Origin of the sequence: Citrobacter sp. FP75 (assembly GCF_018342065.1) — a bacterium.
Lineage (GTDB): Bacteria > Pseudomonadota > Gammaproteobacteria > Enterobacterales > Enterobacteriaceae > Citrobacter.
Genome location: NZ_JAFDOE010000004.1, coordinates 303,229 through 322,682 on the forward strand (window position 1 = coordinate 303,229; position 19,454 = coordinate 322,682).

19 protein-coding genes are annotated in these 19,454 nt (G+C 54.8%); 9 read left to right on the forward strand and 10 right to left on the reverse strand.

Annotated elements, in window-relative coordinates; translation table 11 throughout:
• Positions 1-21 precede the first annotated feature (21 nt).
• The 5 genes from selB to JQ822_RS16015 all read right to left on the reverse strand — a co-directional run bounded on the left by selB (position 22) and on the right by JQ822_RS16015 (position 5,534).
• On the reverse strand, positions 22-1,866 hold the full coding sequence (selB, locus tag JQ822_RS15995) for a selenocysteine-specific translation elongation factor (protein ID WP_213134290.1): 1,845 nt from the start codon (positions 1,864-1,866) through the stop codon (positions 22-24).
• A complete protein-coding gene (gene selA / locus JQ822_RS16000) occupies positions 1,863-3,254 on the reverse strand; it encodes an L-seryl-tRNA(Sec) selenium transferase (RefSeq protein WP_213134291.1) in 1,392 nt (463 codons plus the stop codon). Before selA ends, selB begins: the two co-directional genes overlap by 4 nt.
• Before the next feature lie 105 nt (positions 3,255-3,359).
• Complete coding sequence (locus JQ822_RS16005; RefSeq protein WP_213134292.1) at positions 3,360-3,968, reverse strand: glutathione S-transferase; 609 nt, start codon at positions 3,966-3,968, stop codon at positions 3,360-3,362.
• A gap of 70 nt (positions 3,969-4,038) precedes the next feature.
• A complete protein-coding gene (locus JQ822_RS16010; RefSeq protein WP_213134293.1) occupies positions 4,039-5,175 on the reverse strand; it encodes an HlyD family secretion protein in 1,137 nt (378 codons plus the stop codon).
• 2 nt (positions 5,176-5,177) lie between these two features.
• Complete coding sequence (locus JQ822_RS16015; RefSeq protein ID WP_213134294.1) at positions 5,178-5,534, reverse strand: DUF3302 domain-containing protein; 357 nt, start codon at positions 5,532-5,534, stop codon at positions 5,178-5,180.
• 534 nt (positions 5,535-6,068) lie between these two features.
• Between JQ822_RS16015 and mtlA the strand changes: the two genes are divergently transcribed.
• The 3 genes from mtlA (at position 6,069) to mtlR (ending at position 9,847) form a co-directional block, all read left to right on the forward strand.
• Complete coding sequence (gene mtlA, locus JQ822_RS16020) at positions 6,069-7,982, forward strand: PTS mannitol transporter subunit IICBA (protein WP_213134295.1); 1,914 nt, start codon at positions 6,069-6,071, stop codon at positions 7,980-7,982.
• Between the two features lie 129 nt (positions 7,983-8,111).
• A complete protein-coding gene (gene mtlD, locus JQ822_RS16025; RefSeq protein ID WP_213134296.1) occupies positions 8,112-9,260 on the forward strand; it encodes a mannitol-1-phosphate 5-dehydrogenase in 1,149 nt (382 codons plus the stop codon).
• Entirely contained in the window at positions 9,260-9,847 is a 588-nt protein-coding gene (gene mtlR, locus JQ822_RS16030) for a mannitol operon repressor MtlR (RefSeq protein ID WP_213134421.1), read from the forward strand. The genes mtlD and mtlR overlap by 1 nt, the downstream gene beginning before the upstream one ends.
• A 12-nt stretch (positions 9,848-9,859) precedes the next feature.
• Here mtlR and JQ822_RS16035 read toward each other — a convergent pair whose 3' ends face one another.
• Positions 9,860-10,066 carry a hypothetical protein gene (locus JQ822_RS16035; protein ID WP_213134297.1) on the reverse strand — a complete coding sequence of 69 codons (207 nt, stop codon included), beginning with the start codon at positions 10,064-10,066 and terminating at the stop codon, positions 9,860-9,862.
• 292 nt (positions 10,067-10,358) lie between these two features.
• On the opposite strand from JQ822_RS16035, the gene JQ822_RS16040 reads away from it, so the two are divergent.
• From JQ822_RS16040 to trmL, 6 genes are all read left to right on the forward strand, one after another.
• Positions 10,359-10,721 (forward strand): YibL family ribosome-associated protein, encoded by a 363-nt coding sequence (locus JQ822_RS16040; RefSeq protein WP_213134298.1) that lies wholly within the window; start codon positions 10,359-10,361, stop codon positions 10,719-10,721.
• Positions 10,722-10,983: 262 nt separating this feature from the next.
• The gene (gene lldP / locus JQ822_RS16045) at positions 10,984-12,639 is read left to right on the forward strand and encodes an L-lactate permease (protein ID WP_213134299.1); all 1,656 of its coding nucleotides are present in this window, start codon (positions 10,984-10,986) and stop codon (positions 12,637-12,639) included.
• On the forward strand, positions 12,636-13,412 hold the full coding sequence (gene lldR / locus JQ822_RS16050) for a transcriptional regulator LldR (RefSeq protein WP_213134300.1): 777 nt from the start codon (positions 12,636-12,638) through the stop codon (positions 13,410-13,412). The genes lldP and lldR overlap by 4 nt, the downstream gene beginning before the upstream one ends.
• Complete coding sequence (lldD, locus tag JQ822_RS16055) at positions 13,409-14,599, forward strand: quinone-dependent L-lactate dehydrogenase (RefSeq protein WP_213134301.1); 1,191 nt, start codon at positions 13,409-13,411, stop codon at positions 14,597-14,599. Before lldR ends, lldD begins: the two co-directional genes overlap by 4 nt.
• A gap of 195 nt (positions 14,600-14,794) precedes the next feature.
• On the forward strand, positions 14,795-16,135 hold the full coding sequence (locus JQ822_RS16060; RefSeq protein WP_213134302.1) for an MFS transporter: 1,341 nt from the start codon (positions 14,795-14,797) through the stop codon (positions 16,133-16,135).
• Positions 16,136-16,181: 46 nt separating this feature from the next.
• The gene (trmL, locus tag JQ822_RS16065) at positions 16,182-16,655 is read left to right on the forward strand and encodes a tRNA (uridine(34)/cytosine(34)/5-carboxymethylaminomethyluridine(34)-2'-O)-methyltransferase TrmL (RefSeq protein ID WP_213134303.1); all 474 of its coding nucleotides are present in this window, start codon (positions 16,182-16,184) and stop codon (positions 16,653-16,655) included.
• Positions 16,656-16,740: 85 nt separating this feature from the next.
• Here the strand turns inward: trmL and cysE are convergent, their stop codons facing one another.
• The 4 genes from cysE to grxC all read right to left on the reverse strand — a co-directional run bounded on the left by cysE (position 16,741) and on the right by grxC (position 19,426).
• Positions 16,741-17,562: a serine O-acetyltransferase gene (gene cysE, locus JQ822_RS16070; protein ID WP_213134304.1), complete on the reverse strand. Its 822-nt coding sequence runs from the start codon at positions 17,560-17,562 to the stop codon at positions 16,741-16,743.
• A gap of 78 nt (positions 17,563-17,640) precedes the next feature.
• Positions 17,641-18,660 carry an NAD(P)H-dependent glycerol-3-phosphate dehydrogenase gene (gpsA, locus tag JQ822_RS16075; RefSeq protein WP_213134305.1) on the reverse strand — a complete coding sequence of 340 codons (1,020 nt, stop codon included), beginning with the start codon at positions 18,658-18,660 and terminating at the stop codon, positions 17,641-17,643.
• Positions 18,660-19,127, reverse strand: coding sequence for a protein-export chaperone SecB (gene secB, locus JQ822_RS16080; RefSeq protein WP_096759097.1), 468 nt, complete (start codon positions 19,125-19,127; stop codon positions 18,660-18,662). Before secB ends, gpsA begins: the two co-directional genes overlap by 1 nt.
• 47 nt (positions 19,128-19,174) lie before the next feature.
• Entirely contained in the window at positions 19,175-19,426 is a 252-nt protein-coding gene (gene grxC / locus JQ822_RS16085; protein WP_003024152.1) for a glutaredoxin 3, read from the reverse strand.
• Between the last annotated feature and the right edge of the window lie 28 nt (positions 19,427-19,454).

Below are 19,454 nucleotides of genomic sequence, written 5' to 3' on the forward strand. Positions count from 1 at the left end.
ATTCCTGAATTAATTGTTTCATTACTTTTCAGGAAATAATAACGCATCGCGCAATAAATGATCATTTCCCCGACGGCGGGTAAAACCGATACGGTCAAAATATTCCAGAATCTGAATAGCCAGTTTACGCCCCACGTTAAGACGGTCGCGAAAGTCAGCCGCGCAGGTTGATCCTTTCTCTTGATCCAGTTCGCGGATCATATTGGCAAAGGCCACAATGCGATCATTACGGTAATAGCGATCTTTGACGATCGCGGTAATGATGCCCTGCTGCGCTGCCTGTCGCAGCGCCAGACGCATCGTTTGCTCATCCGTTCCCGTTTCTTTCGCCAGGTCCCGCACCCACCACGGTTCATCGCCAAAAAGAGGCTCAACTTTTTGCCAGATGGCCTGCTGCTCATCGCTAAAACCGGCCTTATGGTCCGGCAAATGCAACCAGCCATGGTGGCTATGGATAGCGCCGCTGTCGCGCATCTTTTCAATCAGCAGCAGAACCAGCGCTTCATCTTCCATCGGCAAGGCCATGCGGCGCAGACGCTCACGCCCCGGCCCCGGCTCATCGCGATGCTGTTCGTGGTATGTCGCCAGCGTATCAAGGATTTTACGCTGCCAGAGGGCGGCGACAGAGGCATTCAACAGGCTGTACCCGGCCTGAATAAAGCCATGCTGCTCAATTAACGGGCGCATACCGTCGCCATTAAGCTGGCGCGCCCAGGCGAAATCGGGAATGTTCACCGCGCCACGCGTCAGATGCACAGCCAATGCCTCGCCATCATTCTGCGCGTTTTCCAGCGCAGACAGCCACTGCAAATACTCCGGCTTGCGCTTCCCGCGACGCGGCGAATTGAGCGTTACCACGCGCGCGCCCGCAAGCGTTGTGCGGGCAGAAATGTCGCGCAGCACCAGTCTGTCGTTATCAGCCAGCCACAGCGGCGTATCAAACACCAGCTCCGCCAGCGTCCCTTCGAGCAAGGAAATGCGCCCGGTCACGTGGCTGGCCGCGTGATGAATGTGCAGCGGCTGCCACTGTGTAAGCGGCGCGGCGTGCTCTAAAGAGACAATGACGCGGGTAAAAGCATCCGGTGGCGCATCGGACAGCAGCCAGTCACCGCGGGTAAGCTGTTCTTTTTCAGCATCACCGGCAATATTTAACGCAATACGCTGCCCGGCATGGGCGCGCTCAGTAGCCTGATTTTGCGCATGCAGGCTACGCACGCGCATCGGTTTGTTGACGCCCGTCAGCCACAGCGTGTCGCCGACGTTCACTTCACCGCTGAGCGCCGTGCCGGTCACCACCAGCCCTGCACCTTTGACCGTAAAGGCACGGTCAATCGCCAGGCGGAAGGTATGATCGCGGACCAGCTCGCGCGCAGAGAGCTGCAGCAGATGCTCACGTAGAGCATCAATCCCCAGTCCTTCGCTGGCGGCAGTCACGAACAGAACCGCATCGGCAAAACCGTAGTTGCCCAGCGTGGTTTGCACCTCTGCACGCACCGCGTTAATACGCGCGTCATCCACGCGATCGGCTTTGGTCAGCGCCACGGTGAGCTGCGGATTGCCCGTCAGTTGCAGGATCTGCAAATGCTCCCGCGTTTGCGCCATCACGCCGTCATCGCAGGCCACCACCAACAGCGCGTGGTCGATACCACCGACGCCCGCCAGCATGTTGGACAGAAACTTTTCGTGTCCGGGTACGTCGATAAACCCCAACACGCGGCCATCCGGCTGCGGCCAGTAGGCATAGCCGAGATCGATGGTCATGCCGCGCTTTTTTTCTTCCGGCAGACGGTCGGCATTCACACCGGTAATCGCCTGCAATAACGTCGTTTTTCCGTGGTCAACGTGTCCGGCGGTTGCAATAATCATTTCAGCATCATCTCCATAAACCGGGTCTCGTCTTCAAGGCAGCGCAGATCCAGCCACAAGCGACCATCATAAATCCGCCCAATAACCGGCACCGGTAACGCGCGCCAGCGGGCTGCCAGGGCCTCAAGGCGGCTGCCGCGCCCATCATGCGGGGTAAAGGTTAATGCCGCACTGGGTAGCCTTTCAACCGGCAGTGAGCCGCTGCCAATCTGCGACAGGCAAGGCATCACATTCAGCGCGAACTCGTCGCCGTAATGCGCTTCAAGCGGTGCCTGTAATCGTTGTGCCTGTTCGCGGATCGCCCCTTCTGCGCGGGTGAGCAGTCTCAGCGTTGGTAACTTTTCCGCCAGCGCTTCCGGGTGTAAATAGAGCCGTAGCGTCGCTTCCAGTGCCGCCAGGGTCATTTTATCGGCCCGCAACGCACGTTTCAGCGGGTGGCTCTGTAAGCGAGCGATCATCTCTTTTTTACCGACGATAATCCCGGCCTGCGGCCCTCCCAGCAGCTTGTCACCAGAGAAGCTGACCAGGCTCACGCCAGCGGCAATCAGTTGCTGCGGCATCGGTTCCTGCGGCAAACCATATTGACTAAGATCGACCAGCGAACCGCTGCCCAAATCCGCCACCACCGGCACATCCAGTTCATGGCCAATCGCCGCCAGTTCGGCTTCATCCACCGTTTTGGTAAAGCCTTCTATGCTGTAATTACTGGTATGCACTTTCATCAGCAGACCGGTATTTTCATTCACCGCCTGGCGGTAATCTTTCGCGTGGGTCCGGTTGGTGGTACCCACTTCGCGCAGAATACATCCGGCCTGGCACATCACATCCGGAATACGAAATGCGCCGCCAATTTCCACCAGCTCACCGCGTGAAACCACCACCTCTTTGCCATTGGCGGTTGCAGCCAGCATCAGCAGCACCGCTGCCGCATTGTTATTGACGATACAGGCGTCTTCGGCTCCGGTGATACGACACAGTAGATCCGCCAGAGCACGATCGCGATGCCCGCGACCAGCACCGTCGAGGTCGTATTCCAGCGTCACCGGCGAGTGCATCACCTGCATAACCGCTTCAACCGCTTCTTGCGCCTGCAACGCGCGACCAAGGTTGGTATGCAGCACCGTGCCCGTCAGGTTGATAACCGGACGCAGTGCGCTTTGTGACTCGCGTTCCAGCCGGATGCGGGCTTCTTGCGCCCAGTCGTCACTCCACGCCGGGAGCGCTTGCGCATCACGAATGGTTTCCCTGGCTTCATCAAGCATGTGACGCAGCAGATTCACCACCCGGGTATGGCCGTGAGAATCACGTAAGGCAAGAAAGGCGTTGTCACGCAATAAACGATCGATCGCAGGAAGCTGGCTGTAGAGTGAACGCATGTCGGTTGTCATGAAAGGGCCTGGCTGTTGGTGGCCCTCTCCACCGTGGAGAGGGATAGCAATATGGGTAGGATTGTATCGTGACTTTGCTCAGGCGGACATAACGTGTATCAAGCCTTAAGCCTTTGGCGGTTCCGTGCGGGCAAAACTTTCGCGTTGAAAGAGCGTTTCCACCAGTTTGACCAGACGTGGGCGATCCACACACCAGCCGGGCGCTACGCGACGGAAATTGAGATAACCCACGGCGCAGGCAATCGCAATGGTAGCCAGGTTAACCGTATCCGTTTTCAGCGTACCGTCCGCCAGATAACCTTCCAGCATATCCAGACTGCGGATAATTTTTTCGCGCTGGCGCAACAGCTCGGTTTCTGACTGCTGTGCGGCGGGGCGAGCCTGTTCGCGTACCGAGACTAAACCGGCATCCATAATACCGTCCGCCAGCGCTTCCAGTTGACGCACCTTCAGCGCCGCCAGCGGGTCGCGCGGCAACATGGCTGGCGCAATATTCAGCAGCTCAATGTATTCTGCGATGATTGGAGAGTCGAACCAGTACTCGCCCTCATCGGTGACCAGTGCGGGCACTTTTCCTAACGGGTTATAGCGCGCCACGCCGCTATCCGCGTTGTAGGGGAGTTCATTAACAAATTCGAAGGTGATGCCCTTTTCCAGCAACAGAATGGAAATTTTTCGCACAAAAGGGCTGGTGTAGCTACCAATGAGTTTCATGCCGTGTCCTTTTTGCCAACAAAAATATCAGTATGGCTCAGGCCACGGTAAATGGCAGGTGACGACGGTCTCAATGATCCAAATAAAGGTAATGCATCCAACTGGTCATGCGCAGCAGCACTTTACGCATCACCGACACATGGGCGAAATGGTCGGAGTAAACCGCGACCTGAGCATAAATGCCGTCCGGTAAAGCGTCTACTTCGGCATTCGGCTCCAGTTCAATCGTTGCCAGCACGCCATCGGTACCCGGCACCACCGTTAAGGACTGCAATGATCCTTGAGCCTGATAAGAGCCTCCCGGTACAACCGGCAGAATGCTGGTCAACTTACCAGAGAAAACCTGACCCGGCAGCGCGTTAAACACCACTTCCGCTTCATCGCCCGGTTTAAGACGCAGCAATGAGTTCTGGCGAAACTGGGCCACAATCTGGCGTTTCTGTTCGGGAATAAAGACCATCACCGGGCGTAGAGGCAGCGCGGCGGCGTAGGTCCCGGGCCGGATCAGCACCTGCGTGATATAGCCATTACTTGGCGCACGCACGATGGTCTGATCCAGATTGTATTTGGCTTCGGCAAGCTGAGCGCGCAGAGAGGCAACCTGCGACTGTTCGCCGTTAACCATACTGTCTAACTGACTTTGGATCTGCGTTTGTTCAGCAACGGAACCTTTTACCAGCGCATCCTGAGCCAGATAGTTCTGCCGGGCGTTGTCGATATCGCTTTCAGAAAACGGGTTAACCTTTGCCTGACTGCCTTTCAGGTAACGCTGATAATCTTTATACAGACGATCGCGCTCAGCAGACACCCGCGTAGTATTGGCTACCGCTTCCGACAGTTGTGCTTTCAGATTATCAATATTGTGCGTCGCGGTGACCAAATCGGCCTGCAGTCTGTCGACACGCGCCTGGTAGCGGCCTGGATCGAGTTTAAATAACACCTCGCCTTTTTTGATCAGCTGATTATTTTTATCGGTAACCTCGCTCACAATCCCCGTGACCTGCGGAGTAATTGGAATGGAGATAACTGCTTTTTGCGCGGTGTAGGTATACGGATGGTTATAGTTCATCAATAAGATGAGACCCGCAACAATAAACACCCCACCTAATGCCGCGGTAGCCAGCGTCCATTGGTTTACCGGAATACGAAATATTTTAAAGATGGCCCAGGCAAATGCCACGTAGGTCAAAACAATCAACAGATCCATGATCAGTGCTCCAGCGTGTTCTTATCATCGGCGGGGGGCACCGCAGCCAGTTTTTGTTCCAGATCGGCTACGCGTTTCGCAAGAGCGTCAATGTCAGGGTTTCCTGTCGACGGTTGAATGTGGTTTTGCATTCCCCAGCCGCGTTCGGGTTGGTAGAGCGTGGCCCAAATCCACAGGAACGGCCAAATGGCATGGAGCGTAAACAGGCTAATCCAGCCCGCCGTATGAATAGCATCAGCATGGGGATGGTTACGCTTTTTAGCCATGTTGTAGGGAATGTCATGAATGGCGATGATTCCGTAAAACAGAACCAGAAAAACGAAAATGAGCACGCCCAACGCAAAATAATTTAGAAACATACCTGCCTCGAGAATTCACACTAATTAGAGTTTTTTTGTGCTGGCAGCCGTATGTACCCAGGCTGATATTTTGAACATAACTGGAGTTAGCGATTTTCGCCATACCACAAAAGAAATAAAATTTCTGCGTAAAAATTGCTTTATTTTTCACAAAAAATGCGCAGGTGGTAGAATCTGCTACAGATCACATTGGGGGAAAATCAGATGAAAATATCTTGTGATTCAGATCACAAAGATCCAACAAAAAGCCCAAACTAAAATGTGATAAACATCACACTTACCTACCATTTTGAGCGAATTCTCACCTGGTGATGTTTTTTTGCACTGTGCTTTTGTGATGTAAATCACATTAACTACCACCACACACCCTATATTTACGTGATGCAAATCACATAAAAAACCGTCGACTGGACAGTTGAACGATTCAGTGCCAGATTTCGCAGTATCTACAGGGTCCGGCTACCTCCTGCCGCTACATTAACAAACCTCGGGCTTTTAGCCTGCGCGAGAGCAAACATAAGAAGGGGTGTTTTTATGTCATCCGATTTTAAGATCAAGGTGCAAAGCTTTGGTCGATTCCTCAGCAACATGGTGATGCCAAATATCGGCGCGTTTATCGCGTGGGGTATTATCACCGCACTATTCATTCCGACAGGATGGTTACCGAACGAAACGCTGGCGAAACTCGTCGGCCCAATGATCACCTATCTCCTGCCTCTGCTGATTGGTTACACCGGCGGTAAACTGGTTGGTGGCGATCGCGGCGGCGTGGTCGGTGCCATCACCACAATGGGTGTGATCGTCGGTGCGGATATGCCGATGTTCCTCGGTGCGATGATCGCAGGCCCGCTTGGCGGCTGGGCAATCAAACATTTCGACAGTTGGGTAGACGGTAAGATCAAATCCGGTTTTGAGATGCTGGTGAATAACTTCTCCGCTGGCATCATCGGGATGATCCTCGCCATCCTGGCATTCCTTGGCATTGGCCCATTGGTTGAAGCACTGTCCAAAATTCTGGCGGCAGGCGTTAACTTCATGGTTGTCCATGACATGCTGCCACTGGCGTCTATCTTTGTTGAACCGGCGAAAATCCTGTTCCTTAACAACGCCATCAACCACGGTATTTTCTCACCGCTGGGTATTCAGCAGTCCCATGAGATGGGCAAATCCATCTTCTTCCTGATTGAAGCAAACCCAGGTCCGGGTATGGGCGTCCTGCTGGCGTACATGTTCTTCGGTCGCGGTAGCGCTAAACAGTCTGCGGGCGGCGCGGCAATCATCCACTTCCTGGGTGGTATCCACGAAATCTACTTCCCGTACGTGCTGATGAACCCACGTCTGATCCTGGCCGTTATCCTCGGCGGTATGACCGGCGTATTCACGCTGACTATCCTGGGCGGTGGCCTGGTTTCTCCGGCTTCTCCGGGCTCTATTCTGGCCGTACTGGCGATGACGCCGAAAGGCGCGTACTTCGCTAACATCGCAGCAATTTGTGCGGCAATGGCGGTTTCCTTTGTGGTCTCGGCGATTCTGCTGAAAACCAGCAAAGTGAAAGAAGAAGACGACATTGAAGCAGCAACGCGTCGTATGCAGGATATGAAGTCTGAATCTAAAGGCGCATCTCCGCTGTCTGCTGGCGATGTCACCAACGACCTCAGCCACGTGCGTAAAATCATCGTGGCCTGTGATGCCGGTATGGGCTCCAGCGCGATGGGCGCAGGCGTACTGCGTAAGAAAGTGCAGGATGCCGGTCTGTCTCAGATCTCCGTCACCAACAGCGCGATTAACAATCTGCCGCCGGATGTGGATCTGGTCATTACCCACCGTGACCTGACCGAACGCGCGATGCGCCAGGTTCCGCAGGCGCAGCATATTTCGCTGACCAACTTCCTCGACAGCGGCCTGTACACCAGCCTGACCGAACGCCTGGTTGCTGCGCAGCGTCACAACGTCAACGAAGAGAAAGTGCGTGACCACCTGAAAGACAGTTTTGATGAAGGTGATAACAACCTGTTCAAACTGGGCGCGGAGAATATCTTCCTTGGACGTCTTGCCACCAACAAAGAAGAAGCGATTCGCTTTGCCGGTGAGCAACTGGTGAAAGGCGGCTATGTTGAGCCGGAATACGTCGAGGCGATGCTGGACCGCGAAAAACTGACCCCGACCTACCTGGGTGAGTCCATCGCTGTACCGCACGGTACGGTTGAAGCCAAAGACCGCGTGCTGAAAACCGGTGTCGTGTTCTGCCAGTATCCGGAAGGTGTGCGCTTCGGTGAAGAAGAAGACGACATTGCCCGCCTGGTGATTGGTATCGCCGCGCGTAACAACGAGCATATCCAGGTGATTACCAGCCTGACCAATGCGCTGGACGATGAATCGGTGATTGAGCGCCTGACGAAAACCACCAGCGTAGATGAAGTGCTGGAGTTGCTGGCAGGTCGTAAGTAAACCCCGTTGCCCGGTGGCGCTCACGCTTACCGGGCCTACGGTTCCCTCTCTCATACGGGAGAGGGTTAGGTTGAGGGAAAAGCCTCACCCCAGCCCTCTTGGGTAAAAACATTAATGAAGGTTAATACTATGAAAGCATTACATTTTGGCGCAGGTAATATCGGTCGTGGCTTTATCGGCAAACTGCTGGCTGACGCGGGGATACAGCTGACGTTTGCGGATGTAAATCAGGTCGTTCTTGACGCCCTGAATGCCCGTCATAGCTATCAGGTTCATGTTGTCGGTGAAAATGAGCAGGTTGATACCGTTTCCGGCGTCAATGCCGTCAGCAGCATCGGCGATGATGTCGTTGAACTGATTGCCCAGGTTGATTTAGTGACCACCGCCGTTGGCCCGGTCGTGCTTGAGCGCATCGCGCCTGCTATCGCCAAAGGGCTGGTCAAACGTAAAGCGCAGGGCATCAGCACCCCGCTGAATATCATCGCCTGCGAAAACATGGTGCGCGGCACTACCCAACTGAAAGGCCACGTTATGAACGCGCTGGCAGATGAAGACAAAGCCTGGGTTGAAGAACACGTTGGTTTTGTCGATTCCGCCGTAGACCGCATCGTTCCGCCTTCGGCTTCTGCGACCAACGATCCGCTGGAAGTTACCGTAGAAACCTTCAGCGAGTGGATTGTCGACAAAACGCAATTTAAAGGCGAACTGCCGAACATCCCGGGAATGGAATTAACTGATAACCTGATGGCATTTGTCGAACGTAAGCTCTTCACGCTGAACACCGGGCATGCTATAACCGCGTACCTCGGAAAATTGACCGGTCATCAGACCATTCGTGACGCGATTCTCGACGAGAAAATCCGCGCAGTGGTAAAAGGTGCAATGGAAGAGAGCGGCGCGGTACTGATCAAACGCTATGGCTTTGATGCGGCAAAACATGCGGCATACATTCAGAAAATCCTCGGCCGTTTTGAAAACCCGTACCTGAAAGATGACGTTGAGCGCGTTGGCCGTCAGCCACTACGTAAACTGAGCGCGGGAGACCGTTTAGTCAAGCCGCTGCTCGGTACGCTGGAATACGGTTTGCCGCACGTTAATCTGGTTCAGGGTATTGCCGCAGCGATGCATTACCGCAGTGAAGAAGATCCGCAGGCGCAGGAACTGGCGGCGCTGATTGACGAAAAAGGCCCGCAGGCCGCGCTGGCTCAAGTTTCTGGACTGGACGCCAACAGTGATGTCGTGCTTGAGGCCGTTAACGCGTATAACGCAAAGAAATGATGCAGGACCTGGCGCAGGATATCCTGCGCCTGAACAATAGATTGTCAGATATGCAGGCAATAATGGAACAAACGCAGGCCTTTGAAAATCGTGTGCTTGAGCGTCTGAATGCTGGCAAAACCGTACGCAGCTTCCTCATCACCGCCGTAGATTTACTCACCGAGGCGGTGAATATCCTGGTGCTTCAGGTGTTTCGCAAAGACGACTACGCGGTGAAATATGCAGTGGAACCGTTGCTCGACGGCGACGGACCGCTGGGCGATCTGTCGGTCCGTCTGAAGCTAATCTACGGCCTGGGGGTACTCAGCCGCCCTGAATATGAAGACGCCGAGCTGCTAATGGCGCTGCGTGAAGAGTTAAATCATGACGGTAACGAATATGCGTTCACCGACGACGAGATTCTTGGACCGTTTGGTGAACTGCACTGCGTGACGGCACTTCCGCCCCCGCCCCAGTTTGATACCTCAGACTCGGGTTTGTACGCCATGCAAATCCAGCGCTACCAGCAAATGGTGCGCTCAACCATGGTGCTCTCTCTGACCGAGCTGATTTCTAAAATCAGCTTAAAAAAAGCCTTCCAGAAATAACACCATGCCGAGTTACTTCTCTTCCTGCTGCGGTCGATACAGCTGTCGATAGTACTCCAGGCGCTGCAGATACAGCGGCGCGTTTTCCTCTGGGACCTCAGAAGGTACCGTGTTGCGCGGCGGCGTTTTATTCAGATATTCACGAAAAGCCTGGCTTGACGCCATAAAATCGATGGTCTTATCAATAAGAATTGAAACGTTCTCGCCTATTTTCGCCATGATGATTCATCCTCCATGTATTATCCGCGCCCAGCCTGTGCGGTTGCTGATTTAAGTTTAGGATCGGATGGGTAATTATATTGAGGAAAACGTGCTTCGTTCTGAAGCCGTCGACAAAAAGCGCCATCAACGATCTTATTTCTTAAAACTCCTTTTCAATCATATAGTTAACATTATCATTAGCTAAATAATACTTGCAAGATTTGATTATTTCTCTTCGATTAGTTGAGAATAATCCCCCTCTGCGCGCATACTATAGGATATTCATCCTATTTTTATCAGAAGCTATCCTATGAAAGAAGTCGAAAAAAACGAAATTAAACGTCTGAGCGATCGCCTGGATGCCATCCGCCACCAGCAGGCAGACCTGTCTCTGGTTGAAGCCGCCGACAAATATGCCGAGCTGGAAAAAGAGAAAGAAACGCTGGAAGCCGAGATCGTGCGCCTGCGTGAAGTTCATGGTCAGAAGCTGAGCAAAGAAGCACAGAAGCTCAGCAAGCTCCCGTTCCGTCGTGCCATCACCAAAAAAGAGCAGGCAGACATGGGCAAGCTGAAGAAAAGCGTGCGCGGTCTGGTGGTCGTCCACCCGATGACCGAACTGGGTCGTGAAATGGGCCTGAAAGAGATGACGGGCTTTTCAAAGACAGAGTTTTGATATCCCACCGGGCAACATTCGTTTGCCCGGCCTCGTGCTTCCTCCGCCAATTGGCCCTACCAATTTCAGCCAGATCCGAATACTCCCTCACATTTCGTTAAAATTAGCCTACAATGTCGTTGCCATTAAATAACACTTGATTAACCATTCATTGTCATTATCCCTACACAACAATATTGGCAGGGCCACTTTTACACATAGTGTGACGAAGAGATGAGCACAGACTCATTGCACTGTGTCAGCGGCCCCCAGGAGACCTGCAATGAATCTCTGGCAACAAAACTACGACCCGGCCGGTAACATCTGGCTTTCAAGCCTGATTGCCTCACTCCCTATTCTGTTCTTTTTCTTCGCGCTGATTAAGCTCAAGCTGAAAGGCTATGTCGCGGCGTCGTGGACGGTGGTGATTGCCCTGTCGGTCGCCTTATTGTTCTACAAAATGCCGGTCGATCACGCACTGGCCTCCGTGGTGTACGGTTTCTTCTATGGTCTGTGGCCGATTGCCTGGATCATTATTGCGGCAGTATTCGTCTATAAAATATCGGTCAAGACCGGACAGTTCGACATCATCCGTTCGTCGATTCTCTCCATCACGCCTGACCAGCGTCTGCAAATGATCATCGTGGGCTTCTGTTTCGGGGCGTTTCTGGAAGGTGCCGCTGGTTTTGGCGCGCCCGTAGCGATTACCGCTGCGCTGCTGGTTGGCCTCGGCTTTAACCCGCTGTACGCGGCAGGATTGTGCCTGATTGTGAACACCGCGCCGGTCGCGTTTGGCGCAATGGGTATTCCGATTCTGGTCGCAGGTCAGGTCACCGGGCTGGACAGCTTTGAAATCGGCCAGATGGTGGGTCGCCAGCTGCCGTTCCTGACGATTATCGTGCTTTTCTGGATCATGGCGATTATGGACGGCTGGCGCGGGGTGAAAGAAACCTGGCCTGCGGTGATGGTCGCGGGCGGCTCCTTCGCCATCGCGCAGTACCTCAGCTCTAACTTTATCGGGCCGGAACTGCCGGACATTATCTCTTCTCTGGTATCGCTGGTCTGTTTGACGCTGTTCCTGAAACGCTGGCAGCCGGTACGTATCTTCCGCTTTGGTGATATGGGCGCTTCACAGGTCGATCAAACGCTGGCCCGCACCCACTATACCGCAGGCCAGGTCGTTCGCGCCTGGTCGCCATTCCTGTTCCTGACGGCAACGGTGACGCTGTGGAGCATCCCGCCGTTTAAAGCGCTGTTTGCACCAGGCGGCGCGATGTACCACTGGGTCGTGACGATTCCGGTTCCGTTCCTCGACAAACTGGTGGCCCGTATGCCGCCAGTCGTACACGAAGCCACAGCCTACGCGGCGGTGTACAAGTTCGACTGGTTCTCGGCAACCGGTACCGCGATTCTGTTTGCTGCGCTGCTGTCTATCGTCTGGTTGAAAATGAAGCCGTCTGCCGCCCTGCAAACCTTTGGCAGCACGCTAAAAGAACTGGCGCTGCCCATCTATTCCATCGGAATGGTACTGGCATTCGCATTTATCTCTAACTACTCGGGACTGTCTTCAACGCTGGCATTAGCGCTGGCGCACACCGGCAACGCCTTTACCTTCTTCTCGCCGTTCCTCGGCTGGCTTGGGGTATTCCTGACCGGATCAGACACCTCATCAAACGCACTGTTCGCGGCCCTGCAGGCAACGGCAGCTCAGCAAATCGGCGTCTCCGATGTGCTGCTGGTTGCGGCGAATACCACCGGCGGCGTGACCGGTAAGATGATCTCCCCGCAGTCAATCGCCATCGCCTGTGCGGCCGTGGGACTGGTGGGTAAAGAGTCTGATCTGTTCCGCTTTACCGTGAAACACAGCCTGATTTTCACCTGCATGGTCGGTGTGATTACCACGCTGCAGGCCTATGTCTTAACCTGGATGATTCCATGATTGTGATGCCCAGACGCCTGTCAGACGAGGTCGCCACTCGTGTGAGGGCGCTGATTGAAGAACAACAGCTGGAGGCGGGTATGAAGTTGCCCGCCGAGCGCCAGCTGGCCGTACAGCTCGGCGTGTCGCGCAATTCGCTGCGCGAAGCGCTGGCAAAGCTGGTCAGTGAAGGCTTGCTGCTCAGCCGTCGCGGTGGCGGGACGTTTATCCGCTGGCAGCATGAAGCGTGGTCCGAACAAAATATTGTTCAGCCACTGAAAAGCCTGATGGCGGACGACCCTGATTACAGCTTCGATATTCTCGAAGCCCGCCACGCCATCGAGGCCAGTACCGCCTGGCACGCCGCCATGCGCGCCACGGTCGCCGACAAAGAGAAAATCAGGCTCTGTTTCGAAGCCACACAAAGTGAAGACCCGGATCTCGCTTCACAAGCAGACGTTCGTTTTCACCTTGCCATCGCCGAAGCCTCGCACAATGTGGTGCTGTTACAGACCATGCGCGGTTTCTTCGACGTATTGCAGTCATCGGTAAAACAGAGTCGCCAGCGTATGTACCTGGTGCCGCCGGTGTTTTCACAGCTCACGGAACAACACCTTGCCGTACTGGACGCGATTGTCGCCGGAGACGCCGATGGTGCGCGTAAGGCGATGATGGCGCACCTCAGCTTTGTCCACACCACCATTAAACGCTTTGATGAAGACCAGGCCCGCCAGGCGCGTATCACCCGTCTGCCCGGTGACCATAATGAAATTAGCAGGGAGAACAACACATGATTATTTCAGCAGCCAGCGATTATCGCGCCGCAGCCCAGCGCATTCTGCCCCCTTTCCTGTTCCACTACATTGACGGTGGCGCGTACGCGGAGCATACCCTGCGCCGTAACGTGGAAGATTTATCGGAGGTGGCGCTCCGCCAGCGCGTGCTGAAGAACATGTCAGACCTCAGTCTGGAAACGACCCTGTTTAACGAAAAACTGTCGATGCCGGTGGCCCTCGCGCCGGTCGGTTTGTGCGGCATGTACGCGCGCCGGGGCGAAGTTCAGGCCGCCGCCGCCGCCGATGCCAAGGGTATTCCATTTACCCTTTCGACGGTTTCCGTCTGCCCAATTGAAGAAGTCGCCCCAACCATCAAGCGTCCAATGTGGTTCCAGCTGTACGTCCTGCGCGATCGCGGTTTTATGCGTAACGCCCTGGAACGCGCTAAAGCGGCAGGCTGCTCTACGCTGGTCTTTACCGTCGATATGCCCACGCCCGGCGCGCGTTACCGTGACGCACATTCGGGTATGAGCGGTCCAAATGCTGCACTGCGCCGTTACTGGCAGGCAGCTACCCATCCGCAGTGGGCGTGGGACGTCGGCCTTAACGGTCGCCCGCATGATTTAGGCAATATTTCGGCCTATCTGGGTAAACCCACCGGTCTTGAGGATTACATCGGCTGGCTGGCGAATAACTTCGATCCGTCCATCTCCTGGAAAGACCTCGAGTGGATCCGCGAATTTTGGGACGGTCCGATGGTGATCAAAGGGATCCTCGATCCGGAAGATGCCCGCGACGCCGTGCGCTTTGGCGCAGATGGTATCGTGGTGTCTAACCACGGTGGGCGCCAATTGGACGGCGTGCTGTCTTCTGCGCGTGCGCTACCCGCCATCGCCGACGCTGTGAAAGGCGATATCGCGATTCTGGCAGACAGCGGGATCCGTAACGGCCTGGACGTGGTGCGCATGATTGCGCTGGGCGCCGATACCGTTCTGCTGGGCCGCGCCTACCTGTACGCGCTGGCAACCCACGGTCAGGCCGGTGTCGCCAACCTGCTGAACCTTATCGAGAAAGAGATGAAGGTGGCGATGACACTGACCGGTGCGAGATCGATTAGCGAAATCAGTCGTGACTCGCTGGTACAAGAGCTGGGTAAGCAGCTGCCAGCCGCACTGGCGCCTCTCGTCCAGGGTAGCGCTGCGTAACCACATCCCCGTAAACCCTATTCTCTGAATGGTCGGCCTGCTCTCAGTCCGGCCATTTTTTATGCGAAAATAACGACCAGTTAACATTTACACTCAATATATTTGACAATATTTTATTCCCCTGCCAAATGTATATACAAGCTAATACAACAACAATGTACACGTATAACTACCATCATAACGGGCGAGGGTGACATGGTTTATTCCGGCAAAGTGAATATCCAGCAGGCGATAGATGACAGTCCTTTTTCACGCTTTCATTGGGTGATAATCGTCCTGGGATTTCTGGTCCTGGCCATTGATGGCTTCGACACGGCGGCGATGGGCTATATTGCCCCCACCCTTTCCGCCGACTGGGGGATCAAGAAACAGGATCTCGGACCCGTATTGAGCGCCGCGCTGCTGGGACTTTCATTCGGCGCGCTGCTGGCCGGACCAATTTCCGATCGCATAGGACGTAAGCGCGTGCTGGTGTTTTCCTGTCTGTTCTTTGGCCTCGCCAGTCTGGGAACGGCCTATGCCCAGACGCTGAATATGTTAACGCTGTGGCGGTTTCTCACCGGACTCGGGCTGGGCGCGGCGATGCCGAACGCCATCACCCTGGTTTCAGAGTTTGCGCCAAAACGCTGCCGCTCAATGGCGATTAACACCATGTACTGTGGTTTTCCGCTAGGCGCGGCAGGCGGTGGAGTTATCTCCTCCTGGCTGATCCCCAACTACGGCTGGCACAGCGTCCTGCTCGCCGGTGCAATCGCCCCGCTGGCGCTGACCGTATTACTGGTGTTATTCCTGCCGGAATCAGTCAAATATCTGGTTCATCGCGGGAAGGAGATCGCGCGAATCAAACGCATTGCCCGCCGCTTTATGTCAGGGGACATTGATCAGGTTACCCAGTTTTATCTGGACGAAGACCGTGTAACGGCCAAAAAAAGCAGCGTCGCGCAGCTGTTCAGTATGCCATGGCTGCCGGGTACACTGATGCTGTGGATGACCTATTTTATGGGGCTGGTTATCTATTATGTGCTGCTGAGTTGGATGCCGACGCTGATGCTGGGAATGGGCTATCCGCTGGCGGAGTCAGCCTGGCTGACATCGCTGTTCACGTTCGGCGGTACCGCGGGGATCCTGCTGGCCGGCTGGCTGATGGATCGCTGGGAAGCGCACAAAGTGGTCTCGATCGGTTTTATCCTGACGATGCTGTTTGCGCTGGCGCTCGGGTTTGAACATAACCACATCGTCCTGTTTGGCGTACTGATCTTCCTGATGGGGATCACCATGAACGGCGCACAGTCCGGGCTACAGACGTTGGCGGCCACGTTTTATCCGACCCACTGTCGCGCAACGGGCATTGCCTGGATGCAGGGCGTAGGGCGCTTTGGCGGCGTCGCCGGGACCATGACCAGCGCTCAGTTGCTATCCCTGCAATGGCAGGCTGACAGTATCTTAATGTTCCTCAGCCTTCCGGCGCTGGTCGCTGCTGCCGCGACGATTTATAAGCTGCAACGTTACAAACCACACGCGCTGACCGTCGCATAGTACCCGCCCTTTCTGCTATTCTGCCCCCCGTTATTAAGGGGGCAGTATGCTTAACATCGTTTTATTCGAACCAGAAATCCCGCCAAATACCGGCAATATTATCCGCCTTTGCGCCAATACTGGCTTTCGTCTGCATATTATTGAGCCAATGGGCTTTACCTGGGACGACAAGCGCCTGCGCCGCGCGGGGCTGGATTATCACGAATTTACCGCCGTGCTGCGCCACCCTGATTACGCCGCCTTTGCGGCCGCAGAAAATCCGCAGCGGCTGTTTGCCCTGACCACCAAAGGTACGCCAGCACATAGCGCGGTAAGCTATCAGGATGGGGATTATTTGATGTTTGGCCCGGAAACGCGCGGTCTGCCCGCCAGCATTCTCGACGCGCTGCCGGCCGGGCAAAAGATTCGTATACCAATGATGCCGGACAGCCGCAGCATGAATCTGTCTAACGCGGTGTCGGTAGTGGTGTATGAAGCCTGGCGCCAGTTGGGGTATCCTGGTGCGGTACTACGCGGTTGATTTTTGTCGGATGCGGCTAACGCCTTATCCGACCTACGGGGTTTGTAGGCCCGGTAAGCACTGCGCCACCGGGCATAGCTCGAAATCAGATACCGTCGCCATACTCGAAAGTATGGTGTATCCCGTTGAAATGCTGATCCATATCCATGGACGGTTTATCGCTGTCAGGCTTGCCGACGATGCGGGCCGGAACGCCTGCGGCGGTGGTGTGCGGCGGTACAGGCTGTAAAACAACAGAACCTGCGCCAATCTTCGCGCCGCGTCCAACCTCAATATTGCCGAGAATTTTTGCGCCCGCGCCAATCATCACACCTTCACGAATTTTTGGGTGACGATCGCCGCCCGCTTTGCCGGTCCCACCTAAGGTGACGGATTGCAGGATGGAGACGTCGTTTTCGATTACCGCGGTTTCACCCACCACAATCCCGGTAGCGTGATCGAGCATGATCCCACGACCAATTTTTGCAGCCGGATGAATATCGACCTGGAAAGTCACGGACACCTGATTTTGCAGAAAAATCGCCAGCGCCTGACGCCCCTGATGCCACAGCCAGTGACCAATGCGGTAAGCCTGTAGCGCATGGAAGCCTTTCAGGTACAAAAGCGGGGTCGAATATTTGTCGACTGCCGGGTCACGCGTGCGCACCGCCTGGATATCGCAGGCCGCCGAGGCAATCATTTCCGGATCGGCAGCGTAGGCTTCTTCCACCACTTCGCGAATCGCAATGGCAGGCATGATTGGAGAAGCGAGTTTGTTCGCCAGCATATAGCTCAGCGCACTACCGAGGTTTTCATGCTTGAGTAGCGTTGCGTGGTAAAAACTGGCCAGCATTGGCTCACAATCCGCCAGTGCCCGGGCTTCTGTTTTAATATTTTTCCAGACGATATCCAGTTCTTCACACGGCATTGCGTACTCCAGAAGATAGCAAAACGACCAACCCGTTCTACGCGGGTCGGGTCGTTAGATTGAAACGGTCCCTTACGGCTAGTGGCTGCTCCGCTCGTCCTTGCGCGCACGACCTAATAACGTCAATGCTGCCTCGCGCGCATTTTTTCCGCAATACAATACTTGATAAATTTCCTCGGTTATTGGCATTTCGACACCAAAACGGTGCGCCAACTCACGAACTTCTTTCGTATTGCGGTAGCCTTCAACCACCTGACCAATCTTGTCCTGCGCACCCTGCACATCCATGCCCTGACCGAGCATCATGCCAAAACGCCGGTTACGTGACTGGTTATCAGTACAGGTCAGCACCAGATCGCCTAGCCCCGCCATCCCCATAAAGGTGGCAGGATCGGCACCCAGCGCCGCGCCAAGACGCGACATTTCGGTCAGTCCACGGGTGATCAATGCGGTACGCGCATTCGCGCCAAAGCCGATGCCGTCAGACATCCCCGCGCCGATCGCAATCACGTTTTTCACCGCGCCGCCAAGCTGCACGCCAATGAAATCCGGGTTGCTGTAAACGCGAAAGCTTTTGCCGCAGTGCAGCAGTTGCTGGAGATCGTCCGCAAAAGTCTCGTCCGTCGAGGCCAGAGAAATCGCCGTCGGCATGCCCGCCGCCAGCTCTTTGGCGAACGTCGGACCGGAGATGACCGCCAGTGGAATAGAGTCCCCCAGCGCGTCACGCGCGACATCCTGTAACAGGCGTCCCGTTTCCGCTTCCAGACCTTTAGTTGCCCAAACCAGGCGCGCGTCTGAACGCATCAGCGGTTTGATCTTGCGCAGCACTTCGCCAAAGACGTGGCTCGGCACCACCACCAGAATATTACGGCTGGCGGCCAGCGCAGTGGCTAAATCACTTTCCAGGCGCAGCGTTTCGGGAAAAGGCACATCGGGGAGGAAAGCGACGTTGCAGCGATCGTGCTCAAGGGTCGCGATATGTTTAGGGTCGTGGCCCCACAGGACAACCGGGTGGCCGTTTCTTGCCAGGGTAATGGCAAGAGCGGTGCCGTACGAGCCGGCACCAATCACAGTCATTGAAGCATTACTTTGATTCATCAGGCATCCTGATGTTCTTCAGTACCTTCGCCTGTCTGCTGCTGTAAATAGTTCATGAACAGCGCATCAAAGTTGACCGGCGCAAGGTTCAGTTGCGGGAACGTACCGCGTGAAACCAGGCTGGTGATGCATTCGCGGGCATACGGGAACAGGATGTTCGGGCAGTATGCGCCCAGGCAATGCGCCATCTGAGTCCCTTCAATACCGCTGATGGAGAAAATCCCGCCCTGCTGAACTTCGCACAGGAACGCGGTTTCTTCACCCAGAGAAGCCGTTACGGTGACACGCAGCACTACTTCATACACGTCATCTGCCAGTTGGGTAGATGCGGTATCAAGATCAAGTTTAACCTCTGGCTGCCAATCTTTCTGGAAAACATGCGGTGCATTTGGCGCTTCGAAAGACACATCCTTGGTATAAATACGTTGGATCTGGAAAGCCATTTCAGTGTTATTTTGTTCTGACATGTTTAGAAAACCCTTTAGTGTTGTCCTTTAAATACTATCCGTACGCCTTAACGCAGCAGGGGATCCAGTCCACCACGCGCATCCAACGCATACAAGTCGTCACAACCACCAATGTGCTGTGCATCAATAAAAATCTGCGGAACCGTCGTACGCCCACTGCGTTTGATCATCTCTTCACGCTTCACGGCGTCGCCGTCAATCGGAAGTTCCTGGAAACTCACGCCCTTGCTGTTCAACAGTGCTTTTGCGCGATGGCAAAACGGGCAGGTTGCTTTGGTGTAGATCTCGATGTTGGCCATGACTTATCTCCGATAATAACTTACGGTG